Raw genomic sequence first — 19,949 nt, forward strand, 5'->3', positions numbered from 1 at the left:
TCCCTTCCCAGTCATATTGAAACAACACCCCCACTATTTCGGCTGCGGTTCATATCAGGAATCGGCTTTTGTGTGAAGAGCGTTTTCCGCTCCGGCACGGTTCACTCTCGATTTTCGGCATGCCGGGCTCTCGCCTGATTTGCATGTTGTGATTTCTCAACATGTTGCATGGAAACATCATTGCGATAACTCTTTTTATGAAAACAGCTTATGGTAATTCTGTCTGCCTGCTGTGATCCCGTGTTGCGATGAGACCTCATCCTGGTTTTGGCCTGTTCCAACCTCGGTCAGAAAAAAACGCCGACAATCAGAATTTATATCTCCCTATGAAGCAATGACTTACGTTTCCCGTTTTAAACAGAATGTAAAAACTTTTTAACGGTTTGGCCCGTTTGGTATTCAGCTTGCTTTACATCCCAGTATCAACTTTGAAACGTTTAACTCGATGCAAAACAATATTACACCACCAGGAGACACCAACTATGAAAAACATCATCAACCAACTGATCAACGACGAAGCCGGTTTCATTGTTTCTGCAGAACTCGTGCTGATTTCCAGCATCGCCGTTCTGGCTATGATTGTCGGACTTTCTGAGGTCGCGAACAACGTGAACCAGGAACTCGAAGATGTCGGCAGTGCCTTCTCTTCTATCGATCAGTCTTACATGCTGAGCAACGCACACGGCCACAAAGGCTGTACCGAATCCAGCAGCTTCTACGATCAATCCGACTTCTGCTCAGGTCAGTGGGACGTGCAATAATCAACGCGTCACACTCTGACAACCCTCTACCCGAAACGTGCTTTCTTTCCGATGCTGAGAGCCTGCAGGGCTTCACCACCCCTGCAGGTTTTTTTAAACCCGAAACAAAAATGAACCAAAACTCTTTCTGGAGGCCATCAACATGAAAACCGTGCTGATCCAATTGATGAATGAAGAGGCGGGATTTATCGTCTCGTCCGAACTGGTCCTTGTCTCAACGATTGCCGTCCTGGCCATGATTGTCGGACTCTCTGAAGTCGCCAACAATGTGAACCAGGAACTCGAAGATGTCGGCAGTGCCTTTGGTCGGATTAACCAGAGTTTTTATGTCGCCGGTGCCTCAGGCCATAAAGGCTACACCTATGGCAGTGACTTCCATGATCAATTTGACTTCTGTGACGGCCAAAACGACATCGTCTGCGATCGTCCACCAGTACGGGAAGGTCGAGGCGGCTATAACTATTAAGCCTTTTAAGTAATACAGCGTTTCCGCAATAGGAAGCAGGCTTGCATCGAGGCGGGAGTCTCCACCTCAGGCACCCTCATCATCGTAAATGGTGAGGGTGCTTTTTTATGCGCCACAAGCAACAGGATTTCCTATGATTAAGTCAACCAGGAACGGCTCTGGTGTGCTTGTTCAGAATGCTCTATATGATGCGGTCGTTTAATTGGTTCTTGAGAATGAACCGTTTTTTTTTCCTCAGTTGTGGTCGACTGGAGCTGTTCGATCAGTTCACACCAGCTTTCCCGGTGAATGCTCAGGACTTTGATGGCGTCATGGATGAAACTGGCTTCCTGCTTCACATCAGCATGATTCAAGTTCTCATACACAAAAACAAACAACGCCTTCAACTGCTCAACCAACTCGGGTTGTTGTGCAGGATCGAGTCCTCCGATCAGTTCCGCCACCAGATCGCGGCTTTTATCCAACGCAAAATGGGCCTGCTCGAAATTTTGTTCTTCGGCCGCTTGCGCTGCTTTCCGGGCAAAACGGAGTGCGCCATCAACGACCATTAAATGCAGCTGGTGCGGCGTTGCCGTTAAAACCTGGTTCTCTATGTAATCTTTTCCGTTCATCTCCTTGAAGGCCCCTCTTTTGGTTTGAAGAAATCAATAATTGATGGATGGTTTATTTTTTATTGGATGAGTTGGAACTTAATAACTGCAGGCTTTCCAGCGCTGTCTGCTGTGAATTCAACTGATTCACGATCGTTTCCTGGAGTGTAAACTGTTGAATCAACCGTTCGCGGCGGTCTTCCAGAATCCCGTTCAGTTCTTCCACACGCGAGTTCAAGGAAAGTGCCGATGCCTGAAGCGAGTCAATCTGAGCTTTGAATGAACCGGTGAAGGGATCAGTCAGTGCTGTGATCACTTCATCCATCACGACAGCAAAGCCGGTATCTTCCTGCTGGAAGAATTCAGTGACCGCGTTCGGATCATCAAGCAATACCTGATCCAGAATGCTCTCGTTTAGCTTCAACTTTCCGTTATCGCTAAACTGCACTCCGAGTTCTGACATGCTTTTGATTGAGTTGTTGCTGACAGAAAGTTTCTTTGTCAGCAAGCCTTCCAGACGGGAAACCGTCGTCAAGACGATGCCGTTTCCGTTCAAGACCCCGCGCTCGTTCGTATCGGAATTGAAACTGGTGAGCGATTCTTTGGCGTCCACAAAGCTGTTGTAGGCGGAAATAAACGTATTGATGGTTGTTTTGATACCCGCAGTATCGCGTGTCACGTTGATCGTGGAAGGGGAACTGCCTGTTGCCAGCAGATCGATCTCCAGTCCTGTAATTGCGTCGTCAAAACTGTTGGTCGCTGAAGTGAGTAAGAACGAGGTTTGCGGGTTACTGCCGATCCGTATCAATGCGTCTTCCGCATCAACGGAAGTGGCGAAGCCGAAATCGTATGAACTCTCCAGAATCAGCTCTCCCGCGGCACCGCTTCGCGAAGAGGTGATCGAAAGTCGGGCCGAGTTGAACGCGGTCCCGTCGTCAATAATCGTCGCCGATGCGACCCCTGTTGCATTGAATTTATCGGCGATGTCTTCGAGTGTGTCTGTTGCTTCCACGGTGATCACCGTGGTCTGGCGACTGTCGACGCCCGTTGTTCCCGAACCTAAAATTCCCAGGTCAGCCGCGACTGTACCGCTGGAAACTTCTTCGACTTTGACATCAAAACTGCTGCCGCCAGTGCTTTCTATAATAAAACCATCGCCAGTATCATTCAGTCGTGCATTGATTTGCGCAGTTGCGGTTGTTGCGGCATCATTGATTTTCGTCAGTACGTCACCGATGGTTTTGGTGGTTGTCGAATCGGATAAATCGACATTGAAACTGACGCCATTTCGGTCGGTGATACGAATACTGCCGGACGCAACCGCCGTGCCATTCTTGGCATAGGTCGACAGTGAGGTTTGTTCGTTAATATAACGCAGGTCCAGTGAGCCGGAACTGACGGTATGTTTGCCATCTGCCAGCACTGCGTCGATTTTCAGAAAGCCGGCGAGGTTCCCGGTGACATCCTGAATTTCAATCGATGTTCCCGAAGGCGCAGAGAGATCTTTAATCTGAATACCCGTTTTCGTGGCGTCCAGGCTGGCTTCTATCTGGATCGAACCATTGGCATTGATGGTGTCGATGACGTCGTCCAGTGTTTTGGCGGAGGAAAAATCAATTGTCGCGTTGCCGCCCGCGCCGTCTTCGATATAAATCTGCCCTGCGTTCGGGATCGTTCCGCCAGAAGACACGCCGCCGTTTAAATTCCGAAGTAAGACCGAATTTAATCCCCCCGACAGCGTACCGGTAATCGTTCCGCCGGGCCCTGTGGTTTGAATTCCCAGTTCACGGGCTGCCAGAGAACTGTTCAATGCAGTCACTTCAAACGTGCTCGCACCGGCCGTATTATCGATCAGGCTCAGTTCCCCATTAGCGGTGATTGCCGCGGTTACTTTCCCGCCGTTGGCGCCGTTGTTGTTGATCAGGTCAACTACATCACCGACGGTCTGTGCTGTGTCCAGGTTGATATCGATGGTGGAAGCGTCGGCGACTGTAATCTGAAAGTCATCCGACCCACTCACTGTAGTGATGCCGTTCCCATCGTTGATCTGCGAGAGGTTGAAGTCACTGGTGACGCGATAAACCGAATCGCCGCTAAATGTCGAGGCCACGACCGATTTCAAGATGCCCAGATCCGCCGCCGTCTGGCCGCCACCGACTTCACTGACTTTCAGCGTGCCCAGTCCGGTTCCGGTGTCTGTAAAAACCAGGTGATCGTCTTCGATGCTAGCGACGATCGAAGTGGCACTTTGGTTGATTTCGTCTACCACATCGTCAATCGTGATGGTTTTACTCAGGTCGATCACTTCGGTCAGTCCATCCCGGTCCGTAATCCGGATGCTGCCCCGTTGAACGCCCAGGCCGTCATTCAGCTCTTCCAGCAGCTTGGGTTCATCCAGCTTGCCTCCACCCGAAACCGTAATCGTGGTGGCAGTGCCAATGGGGGTTGTGTCAGCATCGGCGAAACCATTCGAAATCACCTGATGATTCGATGTCTTTCGCAGTCCCTGCAGCTGGTAGGTCGCTGCAGTCGCAGTACTGTTGGCAGCCACACTGAACTGGCTGGTGTCTGAACTGGTGGCTTTGAGTGTTTCAAAGGTACTTTGCTGATTCAGTTTTTGAACGGCGGTATTCAGTGTCAGCAGGTTGGCTTCAAGGGTTTTGATCCCCCCTTCGGTCGCTTCAAATGCGGATGCCCGATTTGAGAGGCGCACGAGGGCATTACGTTGGACACCAATAATGGCGTCAACAATTTCCGTAATGTTTAATCCGGTTGCCAGACCGACACCGGAACTGATGCCTGACATTGTACCAAGCCTGTATTAAAGTGACTGAGCAACTGCTCGTTGAACGTACACGGATCGTTCCCTGACATTCAGAGTTTGATCAAATACTTTTTAGCCCGACTGAAAATCAACTCGTTGCATCCTGACTTCGCTGGCTGATCAATGTCAGCAATAGTCCGCGCAGGATGAACGACTGCATCTCAATATGTATCGGTTAGCGAAAGGTTGCTGCTTGAATTGAGAGTGCGAAGATCGGCCTTAAGGAGCGGTTTTTCAGTTGACTGTAGTGGTTGTAGTGAATATTTCAGATACGTTTCTATTCGATCACGGCATAGGAAAGTGAGGTGGCAAAAGGAAACCGTTTCAGCCGTAAATTCGGTAGTCCCAGAGTTTCCATAGCCGCGAGGGTTTCACCCGGAAATAAATCCATGTTCAGCTCATCAAAGGCAATGATTGCGCCTTTCGGCATCCGCGGAATCAGCAGTTCCAACGCGACTTTTGTTGGTTCATACAGGTCGGCATCCAGGTGCAATAATGAGACAACCAGGTGCTGATTCTGCTCCAGATACGCCGGCAGTGTGACGCTGATATCTCCTTTCACTAACTCGACTTTAGAAATGTGATTCAGGTAGCGCGTGGAGTCATAAAGATTGATCGCTTTTTCTAGATCTTCCATTGCATTTTCTTCCGACTTGAAGCCGCCGACTTCCAGGTGTTCGCTGGTTCCGGTCGTGTCTTTTTCGCTCAGGGAAGGAAACCCCTCGAAGGTATCAAAGCCGATAATCTTCCGCAGATAATTTACGGGTTCCAGAATCGCACTGAAATTGGCCCAGGCCATCAGGCTGGCGCCCCGGTGCACCCCGAGTTCCACAACCGAACCGTTTACTTCCAGTTGTTGTTTAAAAATTTCATAACGGGCCATTAATTTGGTAATTGCTTGGCGCGACACGTATTTGGTAAACGCATCCAGCTTGTTCAAATTCGTGCCAACACTCGATTCCCAATATTGTTCGACGGCGTTGAGCGCATTTAAGTCATCTGTCGATTGATTTTGTGACTCACCGACGTTGCCTCGAAGCAGGCCTTTTTTTTCTGCCATTTCAAATCAGCTTTTTTTATGAAGTATTATGTGAAAATCTGTCAGAACTCGGACGGTATCAACGCACGATCAGGAAGCGGTTCGCTGCATGGCCTGTCTGGCACGTGTGATTTCTTTGATTCGCCAGCCATCTTTCAGGAATTGCGGGTCTCTCAAGTCCCGGTATCGCAAATTCAGAACAAACCGAATGTAGTTCGATTCATTTTTGCAGGGAGAATGCGGCACCAGGCTATGAAACAGCAGGGCATCGCCGACTTCCAGAGCGGTCGGCACGACGCGTTCGAAGTTATGAACAACATCGGTCGGCAGCGAATGCCATTTGGTCTTGATCCCATGGTCATGTTCATCATGCGGAATCGGTGCTCTCTGATGTTCGCCTAGTGCAAAGGTTAAGCTGCCGTTGTGGTGATCAGTTTTCTGTAAGGGCGCATACAGTGTGATTGTGGAATGCGGACCTTCATTGTAATACCAGTCCTGATGCCACGAAGCGAGGTGCCATTCCGCATGAGGCATACTCATTAAGATGATATAGCGGTCATGGATTGAAATTTCAGGCGAGAGCAGTTGTTCCAGAACGGACATCAGCTTGAGATTGGTTCCCATTGCATGCAGAGAAGGGGCCGCATTCATCGAATCGTACAGAATGCTCTGCGTTCCCGGTGCCTGTGCTTCCAGACGCATCAGGCGGTCGCTGATTTGTGTGATTGCATTCGCATCTTCGGAAACATCACAGCCAAAATGTCGCTCCAGCAGACTAAGGCGGCCCGCCAGATCATTTCGAATCGGGAGAAATTCCGCAGGATCAAACAGATTTTTTACCAGCAGCACACCATCGTCTGCATACTGGCTCAAGTGCTGATCGGAAAGTTCAATCCCCTCAGTGGGACAATTCAATGTACATAATTGATTGATAGGCAGCATGATTTACCATCCCTGGTACAACGTGTAATGTTAAATGTTTATGCGTCGTAGCCAAATTGATCAACGAGTGGTTTAAAGAAACGAGTGACCATCGATTTTTCTGATTGCGACAGCTGGTCACGCCACTTACCGACAATCAGAGGCTGCACGAAGGACGATTCCTCTGTGTGTTCCTCATCAATGCGTACCGATTGTGTCGCGAATGCATCGCCGCTGGTCGAGGCCGCCGCGGCAAACTGGGGTTCTGCCTGCATCGCGCGCATTTCCTCGGCGATGGCTGCAACGACATCCAGTTTTAAGAGTACTCCCAGTTTGGTTGCCATCTGGAAAATCAACCCTTCCGCATTGCCGGCAAGATGCTCATAGGGGATTACCATGATTCCAGGCAGGCAAAGGGCATGATGAATTTCCTGATAGGCGGCAACCGTCTGATCAACGGCGGTCGCGAATGGGGTTTCGCTGTTTTGCATCTCGGTACAGACCACGTCTCGTGGATCACGGTAATGATAGAAAGGCCGAACGGCATCCTGCTGGGCTGCTTCGATCGCCTCTTCAGTCAATAAATGAAACCGCAGAATCATCCGCTCGTTCACATTCATTGTGCCAATGATCTGGTTCAACTCTTCGAGGGTATGCGCTTCTTCAGCCTGAAACGAAAAATTCTGGCTTTCCCAGATTTTCTTGAATACTTCCTGTGACCAGTCTGTGCCTGAGTTCGGAATTCCGAAATTGAAGATGATCATGTTTAATCCTGTCTGTATTCGTATTGAGCAGAAGCCCGCTTACGCAGCGCGCCTCCGCGATGTGCTATTTGAGATCAGTATCGATCGAATCACGCAGCCTGTTTTTCTGAGTGAGAAACTGGGGGCGGGGCACTGCTGGCTCCGCATGATTCTCTTCATCACGATAAGGGTGTTTGTCCTGGAAATAATCAATCAGTTGACCCTGATATTCAATCAGAATGGTTTCATAGGGAATTTGATTGCGTTGAATTTCGAGCACAATATCGGCGGCCCGCCATTGCGTGGCAATTAAGATGACCTCAACCGGGTCTGAGCTCAGTTGATCCCGGAACAGAATTTCCTGACCGGTTCCCGGAACAAACGTGCCGACTTTATTCATGTCGGAATCGATGACAATGGGAAATCGCTGTTTGTCGAGCTGGTTCTGGTTAATAAAGGCAGCCGCTTTTCCAGTGCCACCCCAGATAGCGGTCCGCTTGCCGGATTCTACCAGTTCTTCAAACTGAACCGCCAGTTGAGCAGCGGACAGCAAGGCTTTTTCCTGAAATGCGACGGCCTGACGCGCCAGTTCGACCTGATGCTTTTGTGGCTGAAAAGTGGCCATGCCATAAATGACTTCGCCATTATAACTGGTTTCGATCAGATTAACGCTGGTCGCACAGCGGGTCAAAAGCCGTTCAAGTGACTGAGTCGTGAAATGCGAATTGTGCTCATAGAAAAAGTCGACCGTGCGCCCCGCGGCCAGCACGCCATCGATACAAGGAACTTCGATAAAGACTTTTGTTTCGCAGTCGGCTACATTCGCGGCAAAGGCGACTTCTTGCGCAAAACCGAGCGGGTTCATCAGGTGTTCAAACACATGGCGGCTGATGATTAGATCGGGACGAAGTTCTCCCAGATGTATGCCTGGTTCAAACAGCATGGCCCGGGCTTCAATCAGTGCGCCTTCGGTTTCAATTTCCGCATTCGGGTCAAAGCCAATAAATGTTCCGTTGGGAATTTTTTTGGCCAGTGAACGCAGAAGATGACCTTCGCCACAACCAATCTCCACAACCGTCGGGTTTTCGGGCAGAGTCTCTGCGATCAGATCGCAGACTTTTTGCAGATGTTCGGTCCAGATGGCGCCTTTGTTGAACATCAGGTTTGGTTTATCAGAGTAGGGGACCTTGGCATAATCAAAGGCCGCATTCGAAATGTGGCCGCAGTCAACACACCGCATGAAATCGTGTGGCAGACGCTCCATGGCTTGGGCCTCTTCGCAGCTTTGCGGCCACGCCAGCGTTGTTAAAGGCAGCAATCCCCCATCGTAAAACTGGACGGCAATATGATATCCACAAGCAGGGCAGGTGTAATTCTGCATGGCCGAATTCAGAATTTTGGAGTGATCTTCACTTTCCGTTTTACTTAATGAAGCATCCATGCTGTCATCCTTGTTTGAGGCAGAACTTGTCTGACTGGTGAGAGATAGTGGAGTTTTTTTTTGCGACTCGATTTTTTGTAAAGCCGATTCGAAGAACGATTCCATTTCCCGAACGGTGTTGATGTCTTCGAATACCAGGTGGCTTTTGGATAGAATTTTCAGACGGAGCTGGTCACGGAAATTTTCATCTTCACCGATGCGGCAGACCAGATCGACATATTCGTCAATTGACGAAACGACGCAGTCCAGGATGCCCATTTTTTTGTAGACCGCCAGCATGCCTCGGCCGCGCATATACTTCGCTGGTAGAGTCACCACAGGCGTTCCGATGGCCATTGACTGGTACGATGTGTTTCCACCCCCGAAGTGCATCGGGTCGAGCATGACATCAGAAATGTAAATCAGATTCAAAAAATCGCCCGTCGACATCCCGCGTAGCCAGTGAATACGATCTACAACATCTGGGAATGATTTGTTGAAACGTGTGACCAGCAAATCTTTCCATTTGGAGTTTTTATCACGGATCATGACAATCCGGGCTTTGGGATCCTTACGCAGAATTCCCGCCAGAACCTGATCAAATTCGGGGTGAATTTTAAACAGCGTCTGAGGGCAGGCATAAATGTGTTCGTCATCGGAAAATCCGAATGCGGCCCGAGATTTGATTTTCTCTGGCAAGGTGGGACGAATGTAGTAGGACGGCAGCGCATCCAGCTGAACTAATTCTTCCGAATAATGTTCATCAGCGTCTTCCGGCTCGATCAGTTTGCTGGAGATAAAGTAATCGATGGTTTTTAAACCGGTCGTAATCGGGTGTCCCCAGGTCACACATTGCACAGGCGCGTGCCGCGTAGTGGCCAGCGAAAAGATGAACGGGTCCATACCGATGTCTGCATAAAACAGGACATCCAGTTCCAGACTTTGCAAAACCTGATTGGCGCGTTGCAGATCGATTCCCAGAAAAACATATTCATCTGAATTCGCCCGGATCTCCTGAGCGGCTTCATCATTATATTTTGTGGGAGAGATCGTGATTACATGATACTTTTCCCGGTCAAAGTTCTTGATGATCCCTTTCATCAGGGAGCCGATAGTATGATTATAGAACAGACTGGAAATGAAGCCGATTCGAATCCGGCCATCCCGCTCGACAGTAGGTTCCTGCTGATTCCAGGAAACAGTGTTCTTGCATTGATATAACTCTGCCATGCGTTCAATAATTGGGCGATCGTTATATCCCTGGTAGGCCAGATAAAATGTGCCGGGAGTTATTTTAATCGAAGTATCGATTTGTACCTCGTCGGCATGCATCTCCTCGATTTTTTGCATAAACGAAATACGAACATCTTCTATGGCTTCCAGCGAAGCGGGAATAGGTGGCAATAAACTGGCCAACGCAAGGCGATATTCCGGCTGAGGATGCAATTCGTACGCTTTTTCCAATGCCTCTTTTGCATCCTGGAACTGGCCCATGCCTTGATAAATAGAAGCCAGATTGCTGTAAGACTGAAAATAAGTATCGTCCAGTTCGACGGCACGCAAAAAACTTTTCAGGGCTTTTTTGGGCTGTTGTTTTCGGTTTTGAACATGGCCTCGATAATTCCAGAGTACCACATTTTCCGGGTGGTATTCGAGTGCTTCTTCGACATGTTTCTCGACTTCCTTGTCACGTAATTGTCGAGAATAGAGATCGATCAAATGCAGCCGCGACTCCAGGTGGTCTGGTTCCAGTACCACTAATGATTCAAAATAACCGACTGCAGAACCGATTTTTCTCTGTTGCACCCGGATCGAGCCCATTCCATACAGGGATGCGGTATTCGTCGGGTCGCTTTGATAGAGACTCTGAAAGATTTCATAAGCGTAATCCAGATCACCCAGTGATGCCACCAGAGATCCTAAGCTAAATGCGGCACCGGGGTGATTGGGTTGTATTTTCAAGATATCCCGATAAGTGTGCATTGCCTCGGGAATCTGATCCGACTCTTCCAATGCCTTGCCGAGATGAAACAGGATTTCGCATTTTTCGGGGGCGCGTTTTATAGCGTCTCGAAAACATTTGATGGCAGATTCGTAATCTTCCACCTCGGTATACACGATGCCCAGATTATTAATGATCTCCCAGCAGTCAGGCTGGAGGATCGCTGCTCTTCTGAGAATTGTGATGGCTTCTTCGTATTTTTCCTGTGACGACAAAAATACGGCATAATTCTTCATCGTATCGAGATGGTTCGGTGCCAGACTCAGCGCCCGTTGATAGGACAATTCGGCGGCCTGCGGTTCTTCCCGTTTTGCGAGCGCATTGGCTAGATTGAAATGAGCAAGATGAACCTGAGGAGCTAACTGGACGACTTGCTGGCAAAGGGTGATCGCTTCTTCAAGATCCTCAGCCTCTTCCAGAAGTAGATTGCCAAGATTAATCAGGGCATCGACATAGTCCGGTTTCAGCTGAATCGCTTTGCGATAGGCTGCAATCGCTTCCTGTTTTTTTCCGGTTGCGGTGAGAGTGATAGCCAGATTTAGTATGAACGCCGGATTTTGAGGCTCGAGTTCAAGTGCGCGTTCATAATTTGTAATCGCATCCTGATAGCGCCCCAGGCCTTTACAGGCAGCACCACGGTTCGAAAAGAATGACCCGATTCCGTCATTCTGACAAATGGCGCGCGTAATAAAATCGATGGCCTTTTCGTATTGCTTTAAATGCAAATACACCACGCCTAGTAAATGCAGGGCATCAGCCTGGGTTGGATCGTGACGCAGCACTTCCCGGTATAGTTCTTCCGCGATTGGCAAATTTCCCGCCTGGTGCTGTTGAACCGCTGTTGCCAATAGTTCCTGTGGTGAAGGCATAGAATCTTCTTTGAATAACAGTACGGATTGTATTTTTTTCAATGCGAGCTGTTGAAACCTGTCCAGGTTGCATCGCTAGCTAGACTTTGCCGGTTATTCTGTTTGTATCGGCTGCGGCGGGAGGAGAGATAAATAGTTTCTTGAATCAGGGTAGAATCAGACTTAAACGAGGTATTTGACTCAAATGTTCTTTGGGGGGATGGGGAGAACAGTGGGTATAAATAAAAAACACTACCCATCTGATGATGAGTAGTGTTTTAGAATTTAACTTATTTGTCAGTCGGTAACCGACTCTCTCAAGGATTATCCTAAGAGACTCAATACCTGCTGTGGGTTCTGGTTGGCAATCGACAGTACCGAAATACCAGCCTGGTTCAAAATCTGAGCTTTCGTCAGATTCGCAGTTTCGACAGCGAAGTCGGTATCCACGATCTGGCTACGAGCTTCAGAAATGTTTTCCAGAGCAACACCCAGTGAGGAGACGTTGGTCTCGATCACGTTCTTCTGAATCGCCCCCAGTCGACCGCGAAGTGTTGAGACACGGTTCACCGCTTCTTCGATGATATTCACCAAATCAGCACCAGGGACCGAAGGACCGACGTCCAGCAGACTCTTACCACCGCCTGATCCTAATTCGAACAGCTTACCGGAAACACCACCCAGTCGGGCCGTGTTCACAGCTTCAATTCCGATACCAACCTGACCGGCGGCTGATACGTCCTGACCGATCTGGAACAGTGAACCACCACCAGTAATCGTCAGACTGGCAGTATTGTTTACGGTGTTAGCAGCAGCAGTGAAAGAGAACGAAGCGTCCAACTGTTGCGACCGCAGGTTAGCCTGCAGACCAGAGCCCTGAGCAACCTGACCGTTAATACGGGCGACAATGTCAGAACCAATATCACGTTTCAAAGAGTTACCTAAAGCGATGGTATCGACGGTATCGAAGGTTCCCGAGAGAACGTTCACATCGACAAATTCATCAGAACCATAGTTGGAAGCACTGAATGTCAGGTAAGCGTTGGTACCACCGGAAAGGGCAGCAGCAGCAGCAGCGTCGACAACACCGGAACCGTCACCTTCCACGGCCGACGAGACCAGAACGTTGGTATCAGCATTACCATCCAGTAAGGCTTTGATTGATGTCGCATTCGATGAAATATCACCGTTTGCAAGCGTTGACAGGCTGACAATAATGTTAATATCGGTATTCGTATTGTTGAATGTGATATTCGCACTAGCACTGTTAGCAGACGGGTCAACAAACGAAATTCGAATGTTTTGGCCGGTGTCACCTAAGACACTATCTGATGACCGGGCGTCAGTAAATGTAATATCTGAGTTTGCAGCAGCACTGTTGACAAGCAGGTTGCTGGCTACTTTGTTCGTCTTCGTGGCTGTCACACCCGTAATGTCGGTCACACCGTTCACAGCGTCACGAACGTTGTCTAGAGAACTGGAAGCCCCCAGGAACAACACCTGACTACCAGAGGCACCACCAACTTCAATCGTGGTTGCAGAGGCCAGACCACCGTCAACAGCACTATAATCCAAACTAGCCTGAGTAGCGGCTGTCACGACGGTCGCGTCCAGAGTAATTGTGCTGCTGGAACCAAATACTGCTTCGTTGACCTGGAAGTCGGACAGTTTAGCAGAGTCGGTTGCCGAAGCCTGTGTTCGGAATGCCTTACTTCCGTCGATCAGCTTGTCGCCGGCGAATGATGTGTTGGCAGAAATACGGTTGATCGCGGACAAAGCAGTGTCAATCTGCAATTGATTCGCCGCAATTTCGTCTTGTGACAAAGCACCTTCGTTCAAACCTTCCTGAACCAGACCTCGGACCTGGTTCAACAGGTTGGTGACTTCACCCAAAGCCGAGTCAGCAGTCGCGATTACGTTGCTGGCACGGTTACTGTTTTTGATTGATTGCTCAATCGCTGATACCTGAGATCGCAGAGTCTCACTGGCGATCAAACCTGAAGGATTGTCTTTACCGGAGTTAATCTTCAAACCGGTTGACAATCGAGTCAGTGAGGTATCCAAAAGATTTGTAGACTTATTTAAACTACGCAAACCTCGCAACGAGGCAACGTTAGTATTAATTCGTGTCATGGCAAACAGCCTTTCTCACTTGTAATTAAAGCTTCCCAAGGGATTTACTGGGTTTAGCTACTTTATGATTTAGGTTCCCGAGTGATGCTGAAACCACTCGCAGACATTAGTTTTCGTTCCTGTCAAATCCAAAATGCCAATCATTGTTATACATTTTGACAGGATTTCTCGAACTGATGTGGCTTATCTTTCCATAACAAAACCATTCCAGATTCAGATCACGCTGTGGATTACGCAGAGGGAAGCTGCGCAACCACACTCCTTTGATATCGGAATGTTACTTTGGGTAAATTAGGTGTCTCTGGTGTTTTTTTGAAAATAAACCGATCTCTCTGTCATCACACACTGGAAAGGACTAGTCGTGACTGTTATCCCATCCTTCATCAAAATGTCGGCTGTAACTCCCCTAGCGTAAGAGAGGAAATTTGCGATCATGACACGCAAAGGGATATCAATATTAAGGCAGCCGGTACGATCGCTACTGCTTGCCTAACCGGACCTTGCCCCGGCTTTGGGATGGCTAGAATCGTCACAATCCATCCTGTTTGACAGCCGGTCGGTATGGCCCACGCATTTTCAGAACAGACCGCGATCAAAAAGTGACGTTTCAGGCGACTTCCGATTAGAAAGTTCTCAGTGGAGTGTTTCTCAGGAATCCTATCGTTCGTAGCTTTGTAATGAAGCCAGGCCGATCGCGCAAAATATAACGAACCAGTTTCAGTTTGCTCACAATTCAAAGTGAAGCTGCAGGAGCAATCTCAGAATGAAGACTTCCCGTAAACAGAATCTATGGAATAGCACCATAATCTATAGATCAGTAAGGAACCCTCGTTTCATTCAGGCAAGAACAAATGGATTACTGTCATGAAGCCTTCGGTCATTGAGGATCAGATCAGAAAGAACTTCCTGGCAGCATCAAACTCGACACGCGCTTGAAATCATGGCGTGCATTTTGTGACTGCTATTGCAGAGTTATTGATTATGCGGGTTAATAACAATTGTTCTGATGAATGCAGGTCGTAACAAATGAACTTAGTCTGTTGTGCTTCTCCCAGAATTCGTGCAAAAAGTCGCCGCATCTCGCTCAAGATCTCTGATCGGCAATGACGATCCATTTTTCATATCTTGCCAAAAGCGAACAGGCAGCAGCAGGTGGTTGAATAAATAGACAATTGATGTCGCTCACAGTTGATGGAATAATTTTAAACAATCATAGTTCACCTGCGCTGATCAAATTCACTTTCAAGATGTATTCATCCTAAGAAGACCACTTTAACGAATCGCACACCTTAGGGAGCAGCATCGCATGCCTTTGTGTCCTCAACACACGAGTCATCAGGTTAGGGAAGCCCACTCACGATTAGGAAGATCACTGGTAAAAATTCAAAAGACCCGTCATACATCAACAGTAGAATCAGAAAATCTGAAAACCATGTTCCGAAACTGGGAAGAGAAATGGATGCACCGTCGCGAGCTCATCGCCAGCCGCATCCAAATGATTGAAACGCAACTCAAAGAACTCGGCGAATCGGATTTGCCGTTGCCGCAGTTCACCATTTTTGACGCACCGGGAGAGTAATCCGGCCGCGATCTGCCTCGTGGTCTGCTGAAAGAGTGGCTCAACGCCAAACAGGCACAGCTGCTCTACCCGCAGGTTCGCGAGTCTAAGACCGTAGCTGATTGACCACTCTGCTGATACGGCTAATGGCCTCTTCAATTTCCTCGCTCGTATTAAGGAACGACAGGCTCAACCGGACAGCAGAGCGGTAGACGCGCTCTGCGCAGCCCATCGCCAGTAACACAGGAGCCGGGTCTCTTGAACCACTGGCACAGGCACTGCCCAGCGAACACGAAATTCCCGCCAGATCCAGAGAGATCAATAACGCCTCTCCATCCAGGCCGGGGAATGAAATGTTCAACGTGTTGGGCAGACGGTGTAGTTGAGATCCGTTGATCACAACAGGCTCACATTGTTCGCTGAGTCCCTGTTGCAGGCGGTCTCTCAATTTCGCAACGTGTTGCGCGCGTTGATCCCTGTCGCGGACCGCACATTCGAGTGCCCGTGCCATGCCGGCCGCCAGAGCAACCGGCTCGGTGCCCGCGCGTTTGCCGCGTTCCTGATGACCGCCGGCAATCTGCGGATGGAGTCGCGCGCCTTCTTTTACAATCAACGCACCTATGCCCCGCGGCCCGTGAAATTTATGCGCCGCCAGACTGACGGCCGTCGCTCCCGAATCCTGAAACTGAAACGGAATTTTGCCAATGGCCTGCACGCAGTCCAAATGCAGGGGAATTCGGTGTTCTTCACAGAGCGTCGCTAAAGGAGCGATTTCCTGGATCACGCCGGTTTCATTATGTGCTAAAACCAATGTGACCAGCTGAATCTGATCCCAGGCGAACTGATTGAGGGCTTCGGTCTGCAGTCGGCCCTCTGCATCGAGTGGTATCAACGCCTGTTTGATACCCCGGGCCGCCAGTCTACGAATCGTATTCACGGTCGCGGGATGCTCTCCCGCCGGTAAAGCGATTTCACCCGGCGCACCAGTCAGAAAACCCTGAATCGCCAGATTGATGGACTCCGTACCACCACTGGTAAAGATCACTTCCTGCGGTTTCGCACCTAGTAGTGATGCGATCAATTCGCGGGCATCTTCCAGAACGCGGCGTGCCTGGCGTCCGTCGGCGTGGGCACTCCCCGGATTCGCATAATGCGTCCGATACTGTTCTGCCACCAGATCCACGACTTCATCCAGAAGTCGAGTCGTGGAATTGTTATCCAGAAAAATGCGTTGTGAAGCGGGAATCGACATGACACGTCATTATTTCATAGTGGCCAGCGGAAGAAGAAGCCGTCGTTGTTAGCCTTTGACAGCTTCCTGTGCCTGCGCTTTAAGCTGATTCGGAACATGTTCAATCAGCATATCAATAATATCGTCCGGCTTAAGGCCTTTGCTATCCGCCTGAAACGTGGTCACAATTCGATGTCGCAGCACAGCGTGCGCGACCGATTTGATATCTTCGGTCGAAACGTGGAACCGACCTTCCAGAATCGCTCGAGCTTTGGCACCCAGGATTAAAAACTGACCCGCACGCGGGCCGGCGCCCCAGGATAAATATTCTTTGACAAACTTGGGAGCCGTCGCTTCCACGGGACGTGTTGCCCGCACCAGATCGCGGGCATACACAAATACATGCTCGGCCACAGGAACTTTACGGACCACTTCCTGCAGCGCTAAAATCTGACGACCAGTCAGCGCGGCTTCCAGGTCGGGTTTATGGCTGCCTGTCGTCTGTTTCAGAATCATCAGTTCTTCTGCAGCGGAAGGATAGTTGACCACAACATTAAACATGAAACGGTCTAACTGTGCTTCCGGAAGCGGGTAGGTTCCTTCCTGTTCAATCGGGTTTTGTGTTGCCAGAACGAAGAAAGGCTCGGGCAGCCGATAGGTATTCGAGCCGACGGTCACATGCCGTTCCTGCATCGCTTCCAATAATGCAGCCTGAGTTTTGGGAGGGGTACGGTTGATTTCGTCCGCCAGTAACACGTTCGTAAATAACGGCCCCTGCATAAACTGAAACGAACGATGGCCCGTTTCCGGATCATCCTGCAAAACGTCAGTTCCCGTAATATCCGAAGGCATCAGGTCAGGCGTGAATTGAATTCTACGAAAGGACAGATGCAGGATCTTGGCAATCGTACTGACTAGCAGCGTTTTGGCCAGCCCCGGTACTCCCACCAGCAAACAATGGCCGCGGCTGAATAGCGAAATCAAAATTTCATCGACGACTTCCGTCTGACCAATGATCACTTTGCCGATTTCATCGCGCATCAGCAGATATGCATTCGACAGACCGCGAATAGCCTGCGCTTCCAGATCACGTTGTGCCTCTGCGTCTTCCTGAACCACCAGTTGATCATCAGGGTTGGTCATATTCACCACAGCCTTATCAAGAAATTACCAAACTGCTATAAATTCTTATTATCGTTTATACTTATCAACAGAACCGAATGGAAGGGGCCATCCGGCATGTCGCGGGAACCAGTCCCCTTTTCGTCAAAATCCTGTTCGTTAGTGAATGCGTTAACTGCTGATATTATCATAACTTACAAAACAAAATGCGAGCGAAAACGTGTCCCAGTCCCAAGTTGCCTATCTAGTATTTGACGTGGAAGCCATCGCCGATGGCGACCTGATTTCTCGGGTTCGTTATCCTGGTGAAGAGCTGTCTCCCTCGGCTGCTCTGGCGAAATATCAGGCGGAACAGATCGAAGCGACTGGCAGTGATTTTATCCCTGCGACCTTTATGCTACCCATCTCGGTTGCTGTGGCCAAAATCACCGCCGATTATCGGCTCCAGGATTTAACGGTTCTTGACGCGCCCGATTATCGTCCCCATCTGATTACGAAGAAGTTCTGGCAAGGCTGGTCGCACTACGGTCAGCCCACATTTGTGACCTTCAACGGCCGCGGCTATGATCTGCCGGTCCTGGAATTAGCCGCCTATCGCTATGGGATTTCACTACCAGATTGGTTCAATATCGAGGCGCGTAGTTTTGACCAGTGTCGCAATCGTTATAATACTTCAGCACACCTCGACTTGATGGATCTGTTTTCCAATTTTGGTGCTGGTCGCGTTACCGGCGGCTTGAACCTGCTGGCGAATCTGATTGGCAAACCCGGAAAAACCGGCATTGACGGATCTCAGGTGCAAACCATGTATGACGAAGGAAAAGTCAAGGAGATCAATGACTACTGTCGTTGCGACGTTCTGGATACCTATTTTGTCTTTCTCAGGTCGCGCGTGCTGACAGGGCACCTCAGTATCGAGGCAGAGCAGGAGATTGTCACCGAAGCCTATCAGTATCTGGAACGGGAATCGGAAGGAAACGCGGCCTACAAGCACTATCTGGAGCATTGGGGCGACTGGGAGACGCCAGAAGAGTGAACCGCGGCCTGTTTTACTCGGCGTATTTCACTTTTATATCTGACAACAGAAACTGTTGTACAAAATTGAGCCTGGTCTTCGTGATTTTAACGGGCAGTGGCTGACGGCTGCTGAATTCGATTTCGACCGTATCCCATCTTTCTGCAGGGTTCGTTTGCGACGACGCGTCAGGGTTTGGCTTGAGTTTTAAGGTGGTGAAACGTGTCGCTAAGGGACCTGACTCATCTGTCGCCAGTTCAATTGTGAACGATTCGATCAGAAATGATTTCTGGTCAACTTTAATCAACCAGGGGCGGAGCGAACCCTGAAATCCCAACCAGCCACCGACTCGCGTTCCATCAGCTTTTGTATATCCTTTTGCTGGTATGGTGACTTGTCGGTTGTCTCCCGGCCCGAGAATCGTGACGCCATTTGCTAGAAGTATCGAGTCGATCCGTTGGGATTCCATAATCCAGCGCGAGACCAGTTTTTCGATTTCCTGCAGTTCCGCCTCATTTTTACTTTCGGAACTCGATTTGGAAAACGAGACGCGCTTAATCGGACTCGTTGCAGAAGCTGGCTGCTCTGGAGTTTTGTTTTGGGGAAAGATCGCCTTCATCACTTTGCGGGATACAAAGTGTGGTGCATCGTTTGAATGCATTGCGACATTGGTTGCTGAAACTTTTAAAGCCGTCAGTTCGATAGAGCCAAAACCCTGTTTTTGACTGGTTGGGTCTGACAGGAACGTCAACGATTCCGGCAGCATTGATTGCGGATCGATGGATAATTCGAACGGGCGACAGAGATGACGTGTCAAAACATCCTTCGGTTGACCGCGAAGGATGATATTTGCTTTGCTTTGTCTGACCACGTGCCACTCGTAATCATCCAGTAATGTTTGCGCGGTGACCGGTTGCTGAAATTCGGAAATCAGCGCGAGTTCATGACCGGTAAAATACGTCTGATTCTCTTTTTTAAATTCTTCCACTTTTGACTGAGGGGTGACCGGCGACAAAAACCGGGATGCAGCCGACCAGCGTTTTAAGATTGTTTCAGAAGCGTTTGGGACAGGCTTGTAGGGCAGGTTGCCCCCGGAAAATTGATCGTACTGATCCACAGTCTTCGCTGTTTCGCGCTGATCGGAACGGGGCCGTTCATCGGCTCGAAGCAGTTGAATAGGGAATAAGGTTAAACACACCAGAGGATAAGCGAAAATTTGATGACGACGCATCATGAGACTCACTATGAAACGGGGAGGCGAATGGAACTTCGCGAA

14 protein-coding genes are annotated in these 19,949 nt (G+C 49.4%); 4 read left to right on the forward strand and 10 right to left on the reverse strand.

Annotated elements, in window-relative coordinates; translation table 11 throughout:
- The first annotated feature begins 482 nt into the window (after window positions 1-482).
- Entirely contained in the window at window positions 483-761 is a 279-nt protein-coding gene (locus Pan241w_RS01280) for a Flp family type IVb pilin (RefSeq protein ID WP_145209784.1), read from the forward strand.
- A gap of 142 nt (window positions 762-903) precedes the next feature.
- Entirely contained in the window at window positions 904-1,227 is a 324-nt protein-coding gene (locus Pan241w_RS01285; RefSeq protein ID WP_145209787.1) for a branched-chain amino acid aminotransferase, read from the forward strand.
- A 137-nt stretch (window positions 1,228-1,364) separates the two neighbouring features.
- On the opposite strand, the gene fliS is transcribed toward Pan241w_RS01285, so the two are convergent.
- From fliS to Pan241w_RS01320, 7 genes are all read right to left on the reverse strand, one after another.
- On the reverse strand, window positions 1,365-1,838 hold the full coding sequence (gene fliS / locus Pan241w_RS01290; RefSeq protein WP_145209790.1) for a flagellar export chaperone FliS: 474 nt from the start codon (window positions 1,836-1,838) through the stop codon (window positions 1,365-1,367).
- Window positions 1,839-1,890: 52 nt separating this feature from the next.
- Window positions 1,891-4,623 (reverse strand): flagellar filament capping protein FliD, encoded by a 2,733-nt coding sequence (fliD, locus tag Pan241w_RS01295; protein ID WP_145209793.1) that lies wholly within the window; start codon window positions 4,621-4,623, stop codon window positions 1,891-1,893.
- A 295-nt stretch (window positions 4,624-4,918) separates the two neighbouring features.
- Window positions 4,919-5,701 (reverse strand): class I SAM-dependent methyltransferase, encoded by a 783-nt coding sequence (locus Pan241w_RS01300; protein WP_145209796.1) that lies wholly within the window; start codon window positions 5,699-5,701, stop codon window positions 4,919-4,921.
- Between the two features lie 69 nt (window positions 5,702-5,770).
- A complete protein-coding gene (locus Pan241w_RS01305) occupies window positions 5,771-6,622 on the reverse strand; it encodes a phytanoyl-CoA dioxygenase family protein (protein WP_145209799.1) in 852 nt (283 codons plus the stop codon).
- Window positions 6,623-6,660: 38 nt separating this feature from the next.
- Window positions 6,661-7,365: a sulfotransferase domain-containing protein gene (locus Pan241w_RS01310; protein WP_145209802.1), complete on the reverse strand. Its 705-nt coding sequence runs from the start codon at window positions 7,363-7,365 to the stop codon at window positions 6,661-6,663.
- 64 nt (window positions 7,366-7,429) lie between these two features.
- Window positions 7,430-11,635 carry a tetratricopeptide repeat protein gene (locus Pan241w_RS01315; RefSeq protein ID WP_145209804.1) on the reverse strand — a complete coding sequence of 1,402 codons (4,206 nt, stop codon included), beginning with the start codon at window positions 11,633-11,635 and terminating at the stop codon, window positions 7,430-7,432.
- Window positions 11,636-11,938: 303 nt separating this feature from the next.
- On the reverse strand, window positions 11,939-13,747 hold the full coding sequence (locus tag Pan241w_RS01320) for a flagellin N-terminal helical domain-containing protein (protein WP_145209807.1): 1,809 nt from the start codon (window positions 13,745-13,747) through the stop codon (window positions 11,939-11,941).
- A gap of 1,432 nt (window positions 13,748-15,179) precedes the next feature.
- Here Pan241w_RS01320 and Pan241w_RS29235 point away from each other — a divergent pair.
- Window positions 15,180-15,326, forward strand: a complete 147-nt coding sequence (locus tag Pan241w_RS29235; RefSeq protein ID WP_198000254.1) for a hypothetical protein — start codon at window positions 15,180-15,182, stop codon at window positions 15,324-15,326.
- A gap of 85 nt (window positions 15,327-15,411) precedes the next feature.
- Here the strand turns inward: Pan241w_RS29235 and Pan241w_RS01325 are convergent, their stop codons facing one another.
- Window positions 15,412-16,557, reverse strand: coding sequence for a cysteine desulfurase family protein (locus Pan241w_RS01325; RefSeq protein WP_145209811.1), 1,146 nt, complete (start codon window positions 16,555-16,557; stop codon window positions 15,412-15,414).
- Window positions 16,558-16,605: 48 nt separating this feature from the next.
- Entirely contained in the window at window positions 16,606-17,679 is a 1,074-nt protein-coding gene (locus Pan241w_RS01330; protein WP_145209814.1) for an AAA family ATPase, read from the reverse strand.
- Between the two features lie 199 nt (window positions 17,680-17,878).
- Here Pan241w_RS01330 and Pan241w_RS01335 point away from each other — a divergent pair, with 199 nt between their 5' ends.
- Window positions 17,879-18,694 carry a 3'-5' exonuclease gene (locus Pan241w_RS01335; protein ID WP_232107323.1) on the forward strand — a complete coding sequence of 272 codons (816 nt, stop codon included), beginning with the start codon at window positions 17,879-17,881 and terminating at the stop codon, window positions 18,692-18,694.
- 13 nt (window positions 18,695-18,707) lie between these two features.
- Here the strand turns inward: Pan241w_RS01335 and Pan241w_RS01340 are convergent, their stop codons facing one another.
- The gene (locus Pan241w_RS01340) at window positions 18,708-19,907 is read right to left on the reverse strand and encodes a hypothetical protein (protein ID WP_145209817.1); all 1,200 of its coding nucleotides are present in this window, start codon (window positions 19,905-19,907) and stop codon (window positions 18,708-18,710) included.
- Between the last annotated feature and the right edge of the window lie 42 nt (window positions 19,908-19,949).

It is taken from the genome of Gimesia alba (assembly GCF_007744675.1).
Lineage (GTDB): Bacteria > Planctomycetota > Planctomycetia > Planctomycetales > Planctomycetaceae > Gimesia > Gimesia alba.